The 17,818-nt window shown below is 68.5% G+C and carries 12 protein-coding genes; 10 read left to right on the top strand and 2 right to left on the bottom strand.

Features of this window, described 5'->3' with window-relative positions; translation table 11 throughout:
• The first annotated feature begins 211 nt into the window (after positions 1–211).
• The 6 genes from ACGFSA_RS24860 to ACGFSA_RS24835 all read left to right on the top strand — a co-directional run bounded on the left by ACGFSA_RS24860 (position 212) and on the right by ACGFSA_RS24835 (position 8,799).
• Positions 212–1,411 carry an ROK family protein gene (locus tag ACGFSA_RS24860; protein ID WP_393307710.1) on the top strand — a complete coding sequence of 400 codons (1,200 nt, stop codon included), beginning with the start codon at positions 212–214 and terminating at the stop codon, positions 1,409–1,411.
• 122 nt (positions 1,412–1,533) lie between these two features.
• A complete protein-coding gene (locus ACGFSA_RS24855; RefSeq protein ID WP_393307708.1) occupies positions 1,534–2,649 on the top strand; it encodes a sugar ABC transporter substrate-binding protein in 1,116 nt (371 codons plus the stop codon).
• 250 nt (positions 2,650–2,899) lie between these two features.
• Positions 2,900–3,688 (top strand): ATP-binding cassette domain-containing protein, encoded by a 789-nt coding sequence (locus ACGFSA_RS24850; RefSeq protein WP_393307706.1) that lies wholly within the window; start codon positions 2,900–2,902, stop codon positions 3,686–3,688.
• Positions 3,685–4,989: a sugar ABC transporter permease gene (locus ACGFSA_RS24845; protein WP_393307704.1), complete on the top strand. Its 1,305-nt coding sequence runs from the start codon at positions 3,685–3,687 to the stop codon at positions 4,987–4,989. The genes ACGFSA_RS24850 and ACGFSA_RS24845 overlap by 4 nt, the downstream gene beginning before the upstream one ends.
• Positions 4,990–5,184: 195 nt before the next feature.
• The gene (dxs, locus tag ACGFSA_RS24840) at positions 5,185–7,113 is read left to right on the top strand and encodes a 1-deoxy-D-xylulose-5-phosphate synthase (protein ID WP_393307702.1); all 1,929 of its coding nucleotides are present in this window, start codon (positions 5,185–5,187) and stop codon (positions 7,111–7,113) included.
• A 126-nt stretch (positions 7,114–7,239) separates the two neighbouring features.
• Positions 7,240–8,799: an amino acid permease gene (locus ACGFSA_RS24835; RefSeq protein WP_393307700.1), complete on the top strand. Its 1,560-nt coding sequence runs from the start codon at positions 7,240–7,242 to the stop codon at positions 8,797–8,799.
• Positions 8,800–8,851: 52 nt separating this feature from the next.
• Here the strand turns inward: ACGFSA_RS24835 and ACGFSA_RS24830 are convergent, their stop codons facing one another.
• Both ACGFSA_RS24830 and ACGFSA_RS24825 read right to left on the bottom strand, forming a co-directional pair.
• Positions 8,852–9,262 (bottom strand): NTP pyrophosphohydrolase, encoded by a 411-nt coding sequence (locus ACGFSA_RS24830; RefSeq protein ID WP_393307696.1) that lies wholly within the window; start codon positions 9,260–9,262, stop codon positions 8,852–8,854.
• 38 nt (positions 9,263–9,300) lie between these two features.
• Complete coding sequence (locus tag ACGFSA_RS24825; protein ID WP_393307694.1) at positions 9,301–10,407, bottom strand: LCP family protein; 1,107 nt, start codon at positions 10,405–10,407, stop codon at positions 9,301–9,303.
• A gap of 451 nt (positions 10,408–10,858) precedes the next feature.
• Between ACGFSA_RS24825 and ACGFSA_RS24820 the strand changes: the two genes are divergently transcribed.
• The 4 genes from ACGFSA_RS24820 to ACGFSA_RS24805 all read left to right on the top strand — a co-directional run bounded on the left by ACGFSA_RS24820 (position 10,859) and on the right by ACGFSA_RS24805 (position 17,794).
• Positions 10,859–11,899 carry a hypothetical protein gene (locus ACGFSA_RS24820; RefSeq protein ID WP_393307692.1) on the top strand — a complete coding sequence of 347 codons (1,041 nt, stop codon included), beginning with the start codon at positions 10,859–10,861 and terminating at the stop codon, positions 11,897–11,899.
• A gap of 397 nt (positions 11,900–12,296) precedes the next feature.
• Entirely contained in the window at positions 12,297–14,060 is a 1,764-nt protein-coding gene (locus ACGFSA_RS24815; protein ID WP_393307745.1) for a stealth family protein, read from the top strand.
• Between the two features lie 95 nt (positions 14,061–14,155).
• The gene (locus ACGFSA_RS24810; RefSeq protein ID WP_393307690.1) at positions 14,156–15,784 is read left to right on the top strand and encodes a stealth family protein; all 1,629 of its coding nucleotides are present in this window, start codon (positions 14,156–14,158) and stop codon (positions 15,782–15,784) included.
• 3 nt (positions 15,785–15,787) lie between these two features.
• Positions 15,788–17,794: a glycosyltransferase gene (locus ACGFSA_RS24805; protein ID WP_393307688.1), complete on the top strand. Its 2,007-nt coding sequence runs from the start codon at positions 15,788–15,790 to the stop codon at positions 17,792–17,794.
• The last annotated feature ends 24 nt before the right edge of the window (positions 17,795–17,818 follow it).

Genomic DNA, 17,818 nt, shown 5'->3' with positions numbered 1-17,818 from the left:
CCCACCGAACACCGTAGAGACGGACGAACCGCCCGTCGGCCCTGTGCCGGCGGGCGGTTCGTCCGTTCTTTGTGTCCGTTCTGTGTGTCCGCCCATCGGGGCCTGCCCGCTCATCCGAGGCTCGGACTGCTCAAGGTCTTGACGGGGAGTACCCCAAAACGGTCAGCTTAGAGTTCACATGTTGGAGAAAACGGTAGGAGTGAGAGAGTCGATGGAGACTCCGGGGTCGCAGACATCTCTGCATCGCGCCAACCTTGAGCGGGTCGTGCGTGCCGTACGTATGGCGGGTTCGCTCACCCAGGCGGAGATCGCCAGAAGCACGGGCCTCTCCGCCGCCACGGTCTCCAATATCGTTCGTGAACTGAAGGATGGCGGCACGGTCGAGGTGACCCCTACCTCGGCGGGCGGCCGCCGGGCCCGCAGCGTCTCCCTGAGCGGTGACGCGGGCATCGTGATCGGCGTCGACTTCGGACATACGCATCTGCGGGTGGCGGTCGGCAACCTCGCCCACCAGGTGCTCGCCGAGGAGTCCGAGCCGCTGGACGTGGACGCCTCGTCGGCGGAGGGCTTCGGCCGGGCGGAACAGCTGGTCAAGCGGCTGATCGAGACGACCGGGATCGGCCCGGACAAGGTGATCGGAGTAGGTCTCGGCGTTCCCGGTCCGATCGATGTGGAGTCCGGCACGCTGGGCTCCACGTCGATCCTGCCGGGCTGGACGGGCATCAACCCGAGAGCGGAGCTCGCCGCACGGCTGGGCGTGCCGGTGTACGTCGACAACGACGCCAACCTCGGGGCGCTGGGAGAGCTCGTCTGGGGGAGCGGCCGGGGGGTCAAGGACCTCGCGTACATCAAGGTCGCAAGCGGTGTCGGCGCGGGTCTGGTGATCGACGGGCACATCTACCGGGGGCCGGGCGGCACAGCCGGCGAGATCGGCCACATCACGCTCGACGAGTCGGGCCCCGTCTGCCGCTGCGGCAACCGCGGGTGCCTGGAGACCTTCACCGCCGCGCGGTACGTGCTGCCCCTGCTCCAGCCCAGCCACGGGCCCGATCTGACGATGGAACGGGTGGTCAAGCTGGCCCGGGAGGGTGATCCGGGCTGCCGCCGGGTGATCGGGGACGTCGGGCGGCACATCGGCAGCGGCGTCGCCAACCTGTGCAACCTGCTCAACCCCAGCCGGGTGGTCCTCGGCGGATCCCTCGCCGAGGCGGGGGAGCTGGTGCTCGGGCCGATCCGCGACTCGGTGTCGCGCTACGCCATCCCCAGTGCCGCCCGACAGCTCTCGGTCCTTCCGGGGGCCCTCGGCGGCCGGGCCGAGGTGCTCGGTGCGCTGGCTCTCGTACTGAGTGAAATGGGGGATTCAACCCTTTTGGGGAGTGCTCTGCCCACAGCAACACCTGCCTTCACTTAGATAACGAATGGCACCGTTGTCATCTCGTTAAGGATTTACTCCTTGACGCTGACGGCGCAGCCGAGTTGACTTCCAGCCACCTCGGCCGCAACGTCGCGGCCTCGTCAGGGAGGGGTTCGAGAATGAACACGCGTATGCGTCGTGCCGCCGTTGCCGTTGCCGCGACCACCATGGCTGTCTCGCTTGCCGCTTGCGGCAGCGCCAAGGAGTCCGGCGACAAGGTCAAGGACACCGGCTCCGCGAAGAAGGGCAGCGATCTCAAGATCGGTCTGCTGCTTCCCGAGAACCAGACGGCCCGGTATGAGAAGTTCGACAAGCCGATCATCGAGAAGAAGATCAGCGATCTCACCGGCGGCAAGGCGAAGGTCATCTACGCCAACGCCAAGCAGGACGCCACGCTGCAGACGCAGCAGGTCGACACCATGATCACCAACAAGGTCGACGCGCTGATCGTCGACTCGGTGGACTCCAAGGCCATCGCGGGCGCCGTGAAGAAGGCCAAGGACGCGGGCATCCCCGTCGTCGCCTTCGACCGCCTCGCCGAGGGCCCGATCGACGCGTACACCTCCTTCGACAACGAAGAGGTCGGCCACGTCCAGGGCAAGGCCCTGCTGGAGGCCATGGGCTCCAAGGCCAACGGCGGCACGATCGTGATGATGAACGGCGCGATCACCGACCCGAATGCCGCGCTCTTCAAGAAGGGTGCCAAGGCGGAGCTCGACGGCAAGGTCAAGGTCGGCAAGGAATACGACACCAAGGAGTGGAAGCCGGAGAACGCCAACGCCAACATGGAGGCGGCGATCTCGGCTCTCGGCAAGGGCAAGATCGACGGCGTCTACTCCGCCAACGACGGCATGGCGGGCGGCATCATCACCGCCCTCAAGGCCGCCGGTATCTCCAAGCTCCCGCCGGTGACCGGTCAGGACGCCGAGCTGGCCGGTGTGCAGCGCATCGTCGCCGGTGAGCAGTTCATGAGCGTCTACAAGCCGTACGGCCCCGAGGGCGAGGCCGCCGCCGCGATGGCCGTGGCGCTGGCCCAGGGCAAGACGCTCGACTCGATCGTCACCTCCACGGTCGACAGCCCCACCAGCAAGGGCGTTCCCACGTTCCTGGTCCCGGTCGTCTCGCTGACCAAGGACAACATCAAGGACACCGTCCTCAAGGACGGCGTCTACACGCTGGACGAGATCTGCACGGCCAACTACAAGGCCGCCTGCGACAAGCTCGGCCTGAAGTAGGCTCCACCTTCGTCGCGATCACGGTCGGGTAATCGCCTTACTTATAAGGCGAGTTGACCGCGCTCCGGAAGCAAGTCAGCTGATTGTCCGGCGACTTGCACCATGGAAGCCTGTCCGGCGCCCCGCACATCAACCGTCCCGCTACCGGGCGGGGCGCCGGGCGGAACACTTCCGCACTCTCTGTTCTCTTCTGCTCGACCACCGCGCCCTCCCCCGGCGCGGCATCCCCGCCGGTCAGGCGGCGAAGGAGATGGTTCACGTGTCCGCTACGCCCGTGTTGGCGTTGCGAGGGGTCTCCAAGCGATTCGGTGCCGTTCAGGCGCTCACCGATGTAGAGCTCGAGGTCCACGCCGGAGAGGTGGTCGCCCTGGTCGGCGACAACGGCGCCGGTAAGTCAACGCTGGTCAAGACGATCGCCGGGGTCCACCCCATCGATGACGGCGTCATCGAGTGGGAGGGCAAGTGCGTCCAGATCAACCGGCCGCACGACGCCCAGAACCTGGGCATCGCGACCGTCTATCAGGACCTGGCGCTCTGCGACAACATCGATGTCGTCGGCAACCTCTACCTCGGCCGGGAGCTCCGTAAGTTCGGAGTCCTCAACGAGGTCGAGATGGAGCGCCGCTCCCGCGAGCTCCTCAGCACGCTGTCGATCCGCATACCCAGCGTCCGCATTCCGATCGCCTCGCTCTCCGGCGGTCAGCGCCAGACCGTGGCCATCGCCCGTTCGATGCTCGGTGAGCCGAAGCTCGTCATCCTCGACGAGCCCACCGCGGCCCTCGGTGTCGAGCAGACCGCCCAGGTCCTCGACCTCGTCGAGCGGCTGCGCGAGCGCGGTCACGCGGTGATCCTCATCAGCCACAACATGGCCGACGTCAAGGCGGTCGCCGACAAGGTGGCCGTGCTCCGGCTGGGCCGCAACAACGGCGTCTTCGACGTCGCGACCACCTCGCAGGAAGAGATCATCTCCGCGATCACGGGCGCCACGGACAATGCCGTGACCCGCCGCGCGGCGCGCAACGGGGAGGCCCAGAAGTGAGCACCGACAACACCTCCAAGCCGATACTGGCGAAGACGGCCGACGCGCCCGCCGAGAACCCCGCAGCGGCGGACGGCTCCGTCACCGCTGTCGACCCCCGGCTGCTCGTCCGCGAGCAGGGCTTCGCCGGATACCTCGGCGAGTTCAAGCGCAAGATGAAGGCCGGCGACCTGGGCTCGATCCCCGTCGTCCTGGGACTGATCATCATCTGGGCGATCTTCCAGAGCCTCAACTCGAACTTCCTCACCGCGGGCAACCTCTCGGACATCTCGGTCGCCATGGTCGGCACCGGCATGATCGCGGTCGGTATCGTCTTCGTCCTGCTGCTCGGCGAGATCGACCTCTCGGTCGGCTCGGTCAGCGGTGTGGCGGGCGCCACCTTCGCGGTCCTCAATGTCACCCACGGCATGTCCGAGTGGCTGGCCCTGATCCTGGCGATCCTCACCGGCGCCGCGGCCGGCGCGATCCACGGCTACGTCTTCGCCAGGATCGGCGTCCCCGCCTTCGCTGTCACCCTGGCCGGCCTGCTGTTCTGGAACGGCTTCATGCTCCAGATCCTCGGCTCCAACGGCACCATCAACCTCGACTCCGAGGGCCTGGTCGCCAAGCTGACCAGCTACTACTTCAGCGATGTCGCGGCCGGCTACGGCCTCGCCGCGATCGCCGTGGCGGCGTACTTCCTGTCGTCCTACTTCGACAACCGTCGCCGCGAGGCGGTGGGCGTCCCGTCCCGCCCGCTCAGCGAGATCATCGTGCGCACGGTCGCGCTGGCCGTGGTGGCCTTCGCCGTCGCCATCATGTTCAACCAGTACAAGGGTCTGCCGCTCGCCGTGGTGATCTTCCTGGTCATGCTGGTGGCGACCGACTTCGTCCTGCGCCGCACCTCGTACGGCCGCAAGGTCTTCGCGCTCGGCGGCAGCGTCGAGGCGTCCCGCCGCGCCGGTATCAACGTGGTGATGATCCGGACCTCGGTCTACGCGATCTCCGGCACCTTCGCCGCCATCGGCGGACTCTTCATCGCCTCCAAGATCACCTCTGCCAACCAGGGCGCGGGCAGCGGTGAGCTTCTGATGAACGCCATCGCGGCGGCCGTCATCGGTGGCACCAGCCTCTTCGGCGGCCGCGGCCGCACCTGGAACGCCCTGCTCGGTGTGCTGGTCATCATCTCGATCCAGTACGGCCTTGCCCTGCAGGGCATCGCCTCGCCGATCCAGTACATGATCACCGGTGGTGTGCTTCTCGCCACGGTCGTCATCGACGCAGTCACCCGCAAGACCCAGAAGACGGCGGGCCGCGCCTGACCGCGGAACCCGAGCGTGTGCCCGGCACTCTTCGCGGTGCCGGGCACACGCGCGTACGTACACGCATACGCATCAAAGGGAACGTCCGGAACCGATCCGGTACCGAACACGCCGCCCGATGACCTCGCGCGCGGACGGAACATTAGACTCATCGGATCGGCATGCTCGACCAGCTCGAAACGCAAGGAGGCACGGGTGGCTCTGCTGACCCGCATCGGTGGACCGCGTGATCTGGACCGGCTTACTCCCGAGCAGCTGAACCAGCTCGCCGAAGAGATCCGGACCTTCCTCGTCGACGCCGTTTCCAAGACCGGTGGCCACCTCGGCCCCAACCTGGGTGTGGTCGAGCTGACCATCGCCCTGCACCGGGTCTTCGATTCGCCGAAGGACAAGGTGCTTTTCGACACCGGGCACCAGAGCTATGTGCACAAGCTGCTCACCGGTCGCCAGGACTTCTCGAAGCTCAAGAGCAAGGGAGGCCTGTCCGGTTACCCCTCGCGCGCCGAGTCCGAGCACGACATCATCGAGAACTCGCACGCCTCCACCGTCCTCGGCTGGGCCGACGGTCTCGCCAAGGCCAACGAGGTACTGAAGAAGGACGACCATGTCGTCGCGGTCATCGGTGACGGCGCGCTCACCGGCGGCATGGCCTGGGAGGCGCTGAACAACATCGCCGCCGCCAAGGACCGTCCGCTCGTCATCGTCGTCAACGACAACGAGCGCTCCTACGGCCCGACCATCGGCGGCCTCGCCAACCACCTGGCCACGCTCCGTACCACCGACGGCTACGAGCGCTTCCTGGCCCGCGGCAAGGACATCCTGGAGCGCACCCCCGTCGTCGGGAAGCCGCTCTACGAGACGCTGCACGGCGCCAAGAAGGGGCTGAAGGACTTCATCGCCCCGCAGGGCATGTTCGAGGACCTCGGCCTGAAGTACGTCGGCCCGATCGACGGCCACGACATCGAGGCCCTGGAATCCGCGCTGCAGCGCGCCAAGCGCTTCGGCGGACCGGTCATCGTGCACTGCCTCACCGAGAAGGGCCGCGGTTACACCCCCGCCCTCCTCGACGAGGCCGACCGCTTCCACGCCGTCGGCAAGATCCACCCCGACACCGGCCTGCCCATCTCCACCTCCGGCCTCGACTGGACCTCCGTCTTCGGCGAGGAGATGGTCAAGCTCGGCAGGGAGCGCGAGGACATCGTCGCGATCACCGCGGCCATGCTCCATCCGGTCGGCCTCAGCAAGTTCGAGAAGGCGTTCCCGGACCGCATCTACGACGTCGGCATCGCCGAGCAGCACGGCGCGGTCTCCGCAGCGGGCCTCGCCACCGGCGGACTACACCCCGTCTTCGCGGTGTACGCCACCTTCCTCAACCGCGCCTTCGACCAGGTCCTCATGGATGTCGCCCTGCACAAGTGCGGCGTGACGTTCGTCCTGGACCGTGCCGGTGTCACCGGCACGGACGGCGCCTCGCACAACGGCATGTGGGACATGTCGATCCTGCAGTGCGTGCCGACCCTGCGGATCGCGGCCCCGCGCGACGCCGACCAGGTCCGCGCCCAGCTGCGCGAGGCCGTCGAGGTCGACGACGCCCCGACCGTGGTCCGCTTCTCCAAGGGCGCGGTCGGCCCGGCGGTCAAGGCCGTCGGCCGGGTCGGCGGCATGGATGTGCTGCGCAGGTCCGACGCGACCCGCCCGGACGTCCTCCTGGTCTCCGTCGGTGCGCTCGCCCCGATGTGCCTGGAGATCGCGGACCTGCTGGACGCCCAGGGCATCACGACGACGGTCGTCGACCCGCGCTGGGTCAAGCCCGTCGACGAGGCCATGGCGCCGCTCGCCGAGCAGCACCGCGTCGTCGTCACCGTCGAGGACAACAGCCGGGCCGGCGGTGTCGGCTCCGCCGTCGCCCAGGCGCTGCGCGACGCCGGGGTCGACGTACCGCTGCGCGACTTCGGTATCCCGCCGCGCTTCCTCGACCACGCCTCCCGCAAGGAGGTCATGGCCGAGATCGGGCTGACCGCGCCGGACATCGCCCGTCAGGTCACCGGACTCGTCGCCAGGCTGGACGGCCGCTTCGACAGCGGTGCCGACAGCCGCTCCGTGATCGAACCCGCGCGCGACTGACCCGTTCGACCACGGTCCCCGCGACCTGCGAGCTATACGGCAGATGGGCCGGGCGAACCACCCTGTGCGGGTGGTTTGCCCGGCCCATTCGCGTGAAATCGCCCGGTGCGGAGCCTTCCGCGACCGATGAGGTCCCAATCATGGCGTACACGACGAGCGCGTGGAGGTACGCCGGTGACTGCCCACCAGGACACACCACCCAGGAAGGATGGACTGTTCCGGACCAAGACGGTCGAGCAGTCCATCCGCGACACCGAGGAACCGGAGCACGCGCTCAAGAAGTCACTCTCCGCCCTGGACCTCACGGTCTTCGGAGTGGGTGTCATCATCGGTACCGGCATCTTCGTCCTCACCGGCAAGGTGGCGAAGGAGACCGCGGGGCCCGCCACCGCCCTCGCCTTCGTGGCCGCGGCCATCGTCTGCGCGCTCGCCGCGCTCTGCTACGCCGAGTTCGCCTCCACCGTGCCCGTCGCCGGCTCCGCATACACCTTCTCGTACGCCTCGCTCGGCGAACTCGTCGCCTGGATCATCGGCTGGGACCTGGTGCTGGAATTCGCCCTGGGCACCGCGGTGGTGGCGGTCGGATGGTCCGGCTACGTCCGCTCGCTGATGGACAACGTCGGCTGGCACATGCCCGACGTGCTCTCCGGGACGGATGCGGCAAAAGGATTCGGCTTCGACGTCCTGGCCTTTCTCCTGGTGCTCGTCCTGACCGTCGTCCTGGTGCTCGGCATGAAGCTCTCCGCCCGGGTCACGACGGTCGTCGTCGCCATCAAGCTGGCCGTCGTCCTGATCGTGATCATCGCGGGGCTCTTCTTCATCAAGGCCGCCAACTACTCGCCCTTCATCCCGCCGGCGCAGCCGCAGCCGGCCGGCTCCGGACTGAGCGCGCCATTGATCCAGCTGATGTTCGGCTACGCACCGACCAACTTCGGCGTCATGGGCATCTTCACCGCAGCCTCCGTCGTCTTCTTCGCCTTCATCGGCTTCGACGTCGTCGCGACGGCCGCCGAGGAGACCAAGCTCCCGCAACGCGACATGCCGCGCGGCATCCTCGCCTCGCTCTTCATCTGCACGGTGCTCTACGTCGCCGTATCGCTGGTGGTCACCGGCATGGAGCACTACACCGAACTGTCGGTGAGCGCCCCGCTGGCCGATGCCTTCAAGGCCGTCGGCCATCCCGTCTACGCCGGGTTCATCAGCTTCGGCGCGGCGGTCGGCCTGACGACGGTGTGCATGATCCTGCTGCTGGGTCAGACCCGGGTGTTCTTCGCGATGAGCCGCGACGGGCTGCTCCCGCGGTTCTTCTCCAGGACGCACCCGAAGTTCGGCACCCCGTACCGCCCGACCATTCTGCTCGGCGGGATCATCGCGATCGTCGCGGGCTTCACCAGCATCAACGAGCTGGCGACGCTGGTGAACATCGGCACGCTCTTCGCGTTCGTCGTCGTCGCGCTGGGCGTCATGGTGCTGCGCCGCACCCGCCCCGATCTGCACCGCGCGTTCCGTACTCCGTGGGTGCCGGCGCTCCCGATCCTCTCGGTGGCCGCGTCAGTGTGGCTGATGCTCAATCTGCCGGCCGAGACGTGGCTCCGGTTCGGCATCTGGATGGTCATCGGCGTGATCATCTACTTCGCGTACGGGCGCGGCCACAGCCGGATCAACCTCGAGAGCGGCCGACCGTGAGTCACGGCCTCCCCCGCGATGGGGAGCCCGCTCCCTATCGTGGGGGAGGCCGTCAGTCCGTACGCGACGGCGGCAGCGGCCGTACGGCACGGGGGCCCGCGCACTGAGCCCCGTACGCCTCCACCCGCTGCCGCAGCTCCCGGTCGGCGGTGACCACGACACAGCCGTGGCCCGCCGACCGGGCCGCTTCGGCCGCGACCAGCGCGACGATCAGGTCGTCCCCACTGCCGAGCGCCGACTCCACCCGTACCCCCGGCACCGACGTGACGCCGCGGGCCGCGCCCTCGACGACCAGTACCAGCTCGAGGGGGCCGGGATGCCCGGGCAGACCGTCAGCGGCGAACGGGACCAGGGAGTCCCGCAGCCGCTCGGCCGCGCCCCGCCGGTCCCGCCACCACCCATCGGGGACCGAACCAACCACGTTCGCCGCGTCGACAATCACCAGAGTGCGTTCGCTCCGCATGCCGGAAGCGTGGCACGCACCGGCCGGAGCACGGTCCGTCAGCCGCCGGTGGCGGGGGACTTCTTCGCCGACTCCGGGATCGTGTCGTCCTTGCGGATCGCCTTCCAGAGGTCACCGGCCTGCGGCTGGGCCGCCACCACACGGTTCGGATCCTGCTTGTCGTACGCCACCGGAAGCATGATCGTTTCCATGGTGCTCGGGTCCACGCCGTTCATCGAACGGCCGAACTCGGCAAGGGACGTCAGTGAGTTGAGCTCGGAGTCCGTGGTTAGCGACTTGGTGGCCGAGTTGGCGATCTTGTACGACTTGGTCGGACTGCCCAGCAGATCCTGCGACTTGACCTCGCTCAGCAGTGCCAGCAGGAACTGCTGCTGAAGGCCGATCCGCCCGAGGTCGCTGCCGTCGCCGATGCCGTGCCGGGTGCGGACGTACGCGAGGGACTGGGTGCCGTCGAGCTTGTGCTGGCCTGCCGTGAGGTCGAGGCCGGACGACTTGTCGCGGATGTCCTGCGGGACATCGACCGTGACCCCGCCGATGGCGTCGACCAGATCCTTGAACCCGGCGAAGTTGATCTCCAGGTAGTGGTCGATCCGGACCCCGGACATCTTCTCGACGGTCTTGACCACGCAGGCCGGACCGACCTGCGAGTAGACGGAGTTGAACATCACGCGGTTCGCGGACGGCGTCGTCGAGCCGTCGGCCTTGGTGCACTCGGGCCGGGTGACGAGGGTGTCGCGCGGAATGGACACGGCGACGGCCCTGCTCCGGCCCTCGGGTATGTGCACCACCATCGCGGTGTCGGACCGGGCACCGCTGACGCTGCCGCCGCCGCCCAGTGCCTTGTTCTCGGCGCCGGCCCGCGAGTCCGAACCGAGGACCAGCAGGTTCTGCCCACTCGTCGGCAGCTTCTCCGGTCGGTCGTCGCCCAGCGCCTTGTTGATGTCGACGCCCTTGATGTTGCCGTCCAGCTTGCTGTACAGCCAGTAGACGGTTCCGCCCGCGGCGAGGAGCAGCACGAGCACGATGCTGAGCGTGATCTTGAGGCCGCGGCGGCGCTTGCGCGGCGCGCCTCTCCGCTTCCGTCCGCCGTCATCAGAGGCCGAACGACCGTCGCGCGGGCCCGGTGTCATGGCGTCGTGGCTCATCGTGGTCGAGTCCTCAATCTCATTGCCCGGGGTGGGCGGTGAAGTACGTGGGACTCGGGTGGGGGGTGTGACCGGTCCGTGAAATGCATGACTGACCGAGCACTATAGAACAGAGGATCGTGCGAACGCGCGTGTTGGTCCCGGGAATCATGACGTGGGCATCTCGAACTATTATTCGCTCATGACTTGATTGATCACGGGCGGGGCGGGTTTCATCGGCGCGCATGTGGTGCGCGCCATGCGGGTGTCTGCGGATGCCGCAGGCGCGGCGCTGAACCGAGTGCCGACGACCCGCCGGGGCGGGTCGACGCTGAGCATATGATGTGTCGGCCCCGTGAGGGCAGGATGAACAACCGGTGAGGCAGAGAGGGTGTTACGGGTCATGCGGAGAAGAGGATCGGACTCCGCGAGCAGTGCCCCCCCTCTCGCCCGGTCGTCCGGGCGCCATCAGGTGTGCGGAACGCCGCGTGGCCGCTGGATGCCGCTCGGCAAGGACGGCAGGCTCACGCTCTACGCCCGTACGGACGGCGGTCTGTTGCGCTGGACGCAGCAGAGCCCGGGCGGGGACCGGTGGGACGGCCCGGACTTCGTGCCGATCGCGGACCTGACGGACCTCACCATCGTTCAGGGTGCCGACTCGTACGTGCACTTCCTCGGACGGCGCGAGCGCCGTGGTTCCGACGGGCCGAGCGTGGACATCGTGCACGCGGTCCAGTACCAGACCGGCCGTCCCGTCGCCGAATGGCGCTCGATCGGCAACTTCTACCGTGACCGGGAGACGGGCCGGAAGATAGGCGCGCCGGCCGGGGCCGTCGACGCACAGGGGACGGTCTTCGTCTTCGTGCGCAACGCGGGTCGCGGACTGCAGGTGCGCCGCGAAGGGAAGGGCGGCAAATGGGGAGCCTGGCAGGACCTCAAAGGCGCCGGGCTTGCCGCCGACATCGTGCCGTCGGTGACCTCGAGCGGGCTCGTGGAGGTCTTCGCGCCCAGTGATCGCGGGGCGCAGCAGTGGCGTCAGGACGATCCGGACGGCCCGCTGCTGATCGCTCCGCCCTTGCCGTTCCACGCGCTGGAGGGTTCCGCGACGGCGCTGGAGACGGCGCCTGACCGCCTCACCTACTACTGGACCGATACGAACAGGGCAGGGGTCGTCTCCTACCGGGTGGGCGCTTGGCCCGTGCCGGTGGGCGGACAGCCTGGGGACGGCGCCGTCGTGGCAATGCGCACCCCGCTCGACGGCTATGACTGCACGGTTCTCGCGCAGCGCGGGGCGGGCGGCACTCTGCTGATCGGGGTCTGCAGTACCGAGGGTGAGCAGGGTGGCGTCTGGTGGTCGGACACCACCGAGGAGTGCGTCGGTGATCCCGCGCTCGCCCTCGACGGACGCGGTCGCGTCGTCGTAGCGGTTCGCGGGCGGGACGGGGCGGTGTCCGTCGCCCGACAGGAATCGGGCCCGGGGCTCACGCTCTCGCCGCACTGGCACCGGCTGTGATCTGACGACACCTTCTGGAGTGCTGGGCGACACCGGTGTGTCGCCTCGATTTCATGTGGTGTTTTCGTGAAGTCGTAAAAAGTTGTACGAGCACCTGGTGGGATTCATCACGGGCAACATGTCATATATGTCCACTTCACTGGCTGGACGTTGACTGGACGTTGATCGGTTCTTTATGTGAAAGTTCTGTGACTCGTTCGCGGGTGAGCAGGTGTGACCGTCCAGTGGGGCGGTCTCAATGGGGATGACAGGTTTCGGTCTCATACCGTCCGTCGTCCGGGCATGAGGTGGTGCCTGGTCGCGGCAGGCGCTGGACCGCAGTGGCGTGGGTGGTGGATGCCTCGTGGTCGGTTCCGGTAATCCGGAGGCGGGATCGCTGGTTTCGGCGTACCGGTCTGTGGTGCCGGCGGGCGCGCGAAGGGGCATTGTCCGCAAGGTGCCGGCCCCGCTGCGCTCCGCCGTGAAGTCCTCGTTCACCTCGGTCGACGCCATCCGGTCGGCGACGGTCGTCTGGGCGATGGGCGGCCGCCGCAACGCGCCCCGGCACAGTGCGGCCTCCACGCGCCGGGTGGTGCGTTTCAAGGGCCGGCACATGTATGCCCTGCTCGTGGAGGGCGCCACGGCGTGGGCTGCCCGGGCCCGTAATCTGCACATTCTCATCGCCGCGCTGGAGGCCGGGGGGATCGAATACTTCTGTGTCCGCGGTGCCACGGCGGACCTTCCGACGGTCGCGGTGCCCGTCGGGCTGCGCGAGTCGGCGGAGGAGATGCTCCAGATCGCCTTCGAACAGACTCCGGGCTACGTGGGCGCGGCCACCGCATCGGAGTCGGGCATGCGACCTGGCGAAGACGACAGGTCCTGGCGCCAGCTGCGCAGGCACGACGCCCTCCGGGTCGCCTGGTACGTCACCGACCCCACAGAGGAGCTCGTCTTCGGCGCTGATCAGGGCTGTGACCTGGAGTTCTGGGCGGAACGGAACGGCCGGTTGGAGGCACCCCGCCCCAACCGGGTGGTGGACGAGGTGCCGGTCGACGCACCACGCCACATCGTCCCGCAGGCCCTGTTCGCCCTGGTGCCCGGCGCCTACACCACGGGCAGCGCGCGTACCGTAGCCGAATTCACCCAACCCCTCGCAGAGGACCACCTCTTCCCCATCGACGTCGTCTACACCTGGGTCGACGACTCCGACCCCAAATGGAGCGCCGAACGCGACGCCGTCCGCTCGGGACGGATGGGCGGCCCGCCTCAGGCCCTGCATGCCCAGGCAGCCAACGACGCGCGCTTCACCAGTCGCGACGAACTGCGCTACTCCCTGCGCTCCCTGCACCAGTACGCACCCTGGGTCCGCACCGTCTATCTGGTCACCGCCGGACAGGTGCCCGGCTGGCTGGACACCGATGCCCCAGGCATCCAGGTCGTCGACCACCGCGAGATCTTCTCGGACCCCGACGCTCTGCCCACATTCAACTCACACGCCATCGAAAGCCAGCTGCACCACATCGACGGCCTGTCCGAGCACTTCCTCTACCTCAACGACGATGTGTTCCTCGGCCGCCCGGTCGGCGCCGAACGCTTCTTCCACACCAACGGCCTGACCAAGTTCTTCCAGTCCAAGGCACTCATACCGAGCGGCCCCGCGGACACGGACGACCTGCCGGTGAACGCAGCGGGCAAGAACAGCCGGGCACTGATCGAGCGGTCCTTCGGCACCCGTATCGCGCAGAAGATGAAGCACACCCCGCATCCGCTGCGCCGTAGCATCCTCGCCGACATCGAGCTGGTCTACAGCGAGGAACACCACCGCACCCAGCACTCCCGCTTCCGGTCCCCCGAGGACGTCCCGATCGCCTCGTCCCTGCACCACTACTACGGCTTCCACACCGGCCGTACGACCGCCGGGAACCTGCGCTACCAGTACATCGACCTTGCCGCCGACCAGGCCCGACGCCGCCTGGACAACCTCCTCGCTCATCGGAACTTCGACACGTTCTGCCTGAACGACACCGTCGAGCATCCCGACCCGGAGGCTCAGGAGCGCATGGTCAGGAACTTTCTCGACGCATACTTCCCCGTCCCCAGCCGCTTCGAGCGGGTGGACTTGGACGAGTACCGCAACGCGAACCGGTCGATCCGGTCACGGAAGGCCGAAATCAGACGGTGAGCGAACCGCTCCTCCTGCCGCAGCACCCATCCCCCGTAACGAAAGTGAACCGCGTGTTTGACACCTCCAGCCGAGAAACGGCTGGCGAGACCGCCATGGGCACCGGCCCTCGCCCGGAGCCCACGCCGGCGCGACTGCGCGGGAGCCGTACGGAGCGGCAGGTCGTCGTGGACATGCACAAGCGTGTCGCGCTGGTGCACGACCGTCTCACACCGCTCGCCGCGCGTGAGCTGAACAACCTGGAAGTCCGTCGCGCCCTGGAAGCCGAGCGGATCGACTGGTTCGCGGTGCCGGGCCTCGACGACACCGCCTCCGCGGTCGGCGTCGACGCGCGTCGACGCCCTGAGGCCCTGGCGGCGCTGCGCGCCCGCCTGTCCGACAGCAGGGGCTACATCGCCCGCCCCAAGGCCGGGATGGCCCCCGGCGACGGCGCGTGGGACGGCTCCTCGGACAAGACCTGGGAGCGGGCGAACGGCCTGTCTATCGTGCGCGCCTTCTGGTTCCGCACCACGGAGGAAGGGCATCTGACGCATGGTGCCGATACGGGCTGTGACATCGAGTTCTGGGAGCCCGAGGAGAGCGTGCCCGGCCAGGGAGTCGACCGCCTTGTCGCACCCCGCCGCAACCGCGCCAGCGAGCACGTCTTCCTCGGCCACCAGCAGATTGTCGTCCCCGGAGAGCAGATGACCAGGCTCGTGGGCCGGGCCCACGAGTCCGAGGTGCCGCCGCTGCGCCCGACACGTACCCGCCCCGAACTGGACATCCTCTTCCCCGACGAGCACCCCTTCCCCATCGACGTCGTGTACACCTGGGTGGACGGCGACGACCCGGCCTGGCAACGGCGCCGCGCCGAGAGCCGCGGTGAGGTCTTCCATGCGGAGGCGGCAAGCCTGGCCCGTTATGTCTCCCGCGACGAGCTGAAGTACAGCCTTCGCTCGGTGCGGATGTTCATGCCGTGGGTGCGGAACATCTACATCGTCACCGACCAGCAGATTCCGCACTGGTGGGCCGACGGCGACGGCAGGGCCCGCGTGGTGGACCACCGGGAGATCTTCGACGACCCCTCCCACCTGCCCACCTTCAACAGCCATGCGATCGAGTCCAGGCTGCACCACATCCCCGGACTGTCGCGCCACTTCGTCTACTTCAACGACGACATGTTCATCGGTCGGACTCTCACTCCCTCCGCGTTCTTCCACCCGAACGGCATCGCCAAGTTCTTCCCGTCCCCGGCACAGGTCCCCTATGGCCCCCCGGAGCCCGACGAGGTGCCAACCTCGGTCGCCGCGAAGAACAACCGTCAGCTCATCCAGGAGCGGTTCGGCCGCACGCTCGTACAGAAGATGAAGCATGTGCCGTACGCGCTCAACCGGGACATCCTCGCCGCCATCGAACGGGACTTCCCCGAAGAGCACCAGCGCACCTCCGCCAGTCCCGTGCGGAGTATCTCCGACCTGTCCATAGCCTCCTCGCTGCACCACTACTACAGCTACTACTCCGGGTGCAGCCTGCCCGGCGACCTCCGGTACGGCTACTTCGCGCTGGACGACCCCGAGCTGGAGCACAAGCTGGAACTGCTGCTGCTGCGCCGGGACCGGGACACCTTCTGCCTCAACGACTCCGCGAGCGACCCCGCCGAGATCGAGCACCAGAGTCAGGTGCTCCACCGGTTCCTCGAGGCCTTCTACCCGGTGCCGAGCCCGTACGAGAAGACGGCGGCCTGAGCCATGAACATCGAAATCCTGGTCCATACCCTGGCTACCGATTCCGTCGGCGCGCGGGCGGCTGCCCGGCTCGCCCAGTCCCTCGTCGCCAGGCACCGGGTGACCGTCGTCACCGTGCGAGGCGCGGCCGCACCGCACCCGGGGCTGCGGCTCCCGGAGAACGTCGGCGTCCTGGCCCTGGCTCCCTCGGTCGGGGCCGGCGACCGGGACGACGACGACACGTCACAGCTTGTCATCGCCGGCGACCCCGAGTTCCGGCGCTACAACCGCGCCGACGACGGAAGGCTCCGCAAGCACCTGTCCGCGAGCGGCGCCGACGTGGTGGTCGCCCTCAGCTCCGCACTCGGTGCGGCCCTGGCTCAGTGCCGCGTACCCCACGCGCGGCGCATCGCCCGCCAGCCGGCACCTGTCGAGCGACTCCCGGAGTCGGTGCGCGCCCGCTGGACGGAGCTCTACCGCGAGCTGGACGCGGTCGTCCCGCTCACCCAAGGCGACGCCGCCGCCCCCGAGTACCAAGCGCTGCGCGCCGCAGGCGTCGAGGTGCGCCACATTGCTGAGCCGGTGCTGCTTGCCGAGAGCCCGGACAAACCGACGACAGGTGTGGTGATCAGCGCCGGGCGGCTGATCTCGCACCGGCGCGTCGACTTGGCGCTGCACGCCTTCGCCCAGACCCGGGCGGCTCAACCGGGCTGGCAGCTGAGGGTCGTCGGCACCGGGCCGCTGCGCCGTGAGACCCGCGAACTGGTCACCGCGCTGGGACTCCATGACCATGTGCTGCTGTTCGACCGGGAAGCCGGCGAAGAGGACTTCTACGACGCCGACATCGCCCTGGTGACCGCGGAGCGCCTGGACAGTGCTCGTCCGGTGTTGGAGGCGCTCGCCCAGGCCACGCCCGTGGTCGCCACGGAGGTGCCCTACGGAGCTCCCGAGGTGATGGCCGAGGGCCACGGCGGGCTGCTGGTGCCGGTCGGTGACGTCCATGCCACGGCCCGCGCCCTGGAGCGCTACATGGCGGACGAGCGACTGCGCTCCGCGCATCGGGCCCAGGCCCTGCGGACCGCACAGTCCGCAGGCACGGAGCAGGTCGGCGACGCGTACGAGGAACTGTTCAGGACGGTCAAGGCCGGGATACGCGGCCGCTGGGGCAAGGGGCGGCGCACGGGCGGCGGCGCGCCCGCCGAGGACCGCCCCCTCCCCACCGCTGACTGCCGGGTGCTGCCGAACGGCGCATGGGAGGTCACCTTGCGTGGCGTGTCCGGTGCCCGCACCGTGCGGGTCAAGGAGCAGGGCAAAGGCCGCGAGGAAGTGGTCGACTTCGCAGTCGAGAGCGGCGGGACCCGGGCCCTGATCGACGCTCGCGCGCTTGCCGTGCTGGGCGAGGGACGCGCCGATCTCTACGTGGTGGACGGCAGGGGCAAGGAGAGGCGCCTGCGCTACGGGCGGTGCACGCTCGGCGGGGCACGCGACGTCGGACACCTGAGCGACCTGGACCACTTCCACTGGGTCCTGCCGTACGCGACCGAGGGCGGCTATCTGCGTCTGCGTGTCTGGTCCCGGCCGAGCCATGCCGAGCTGGTGGCCGTCGACTACAGCGACACGAGCCTGTGGCTGACGGGCTGGCTGCAGGGGGAGTGGCAGCTCGGCGGCGAGCTGTTGCTGCTGCTGCGTCGGCGCCAGGAGCCCGCGCGCACGCTGGCAGCCGGTCGGGTGCGCTTCGAAGACGGCTGGTTCGGCGCGGAGTTGAACATGGACGAGGCCATGAGGGCCCGGCTGCTCATGCGCGAGAACTGGGACGTGCTGCTCACCGACAGCGGCGGCAGCGAGCCGGTCAGGGTGGCGCGCATCGCCGACGACCAGGTGGTGAGGCGCGACGTGCAGCGCTTCCCGGAGCTGGTGCGGGAGGAGCCGACGGACCTGTTCGGCCCCGACGTCGGCCGTGCCGTAGTCGGACTGCGCCCCTACTTCACCGCGGACAACGAACTCTCGCTCGTGGTGACCGAGCATCACTGACAGAGCGGCCCCTTACCGACCTCG

Origin of the sequence: Streptomyces sp. NPDC048496, assembly GCF_043200055.1 — a bacterium.
GTDB lineage: Bacteria > Actinomycetota > Actinomycetes > Streptomycetales > Streptomycetaceae > Streptomyces.
This window is presented reverse-complemented; position numbering and strand designations above follow the sequence as displayed.

Bases quoted from the DNA above. Each gene is read 5' to 3' on its own strand.
- ACGFSA_RS24860 (WP_393307710.1), top strand. From the start codon at position 212: ATGGAGACTCCGGGGTCGCAGACATCTCTGCATCGCGCCAACCTTGAG.
- ACGFSA_RS24855 (WP_393307708.1), top strand. From the start codon at position 1,534: ATGAACACGCGTATGCGTCGTGCCGCCGTTGCCGTTGCCGCGACCACC.
- ACGFSA_RS24850 (WP_393307706.1), top strand. From the start codon at position 2,900: ATGGTTCACGTGTCCGCTACGCCCGTGTTGGCGTTGCGAGGGGTCTCC.
- ACGFSA_RS24835 (WP_393307700.1), top strand. From the start codon at position 7,240: ATGAGGTCCCAATCATGGCGTACACGACGAGCGCGTGGAGGTACGCCG.
- ACGFSA_RS24830 (WP_393307696.1), bottom strand. From the start codon at position 9,262: ATGCGGAGCGAACGCACTCTGGTGATTGTCGACGCGGCGAACGTGGTT.
- ACGFSA_RS24825 (WP_393307694.1), bottom strand. From the start codon at position 10,407: ATGAGCCACGACGCCATGACACCGGGCCCGCGCGACGGTCGTTCGGCC.
- ACGFSA_RS24810 (WP_393307690.1), top strand. From the start codon at position 14,156: ATGGGCACCGGCCCTCGCCCGGAGCCCACGCCGGCGCGACTGCGCGGG.
- ACGFSA_RS24805 (WP_393307688.1), top strand. From the start codon at position 15,788: ATGAACATCGAAATCCTGGTCCATACCCTGGCTACCGATTCCGTCGGC.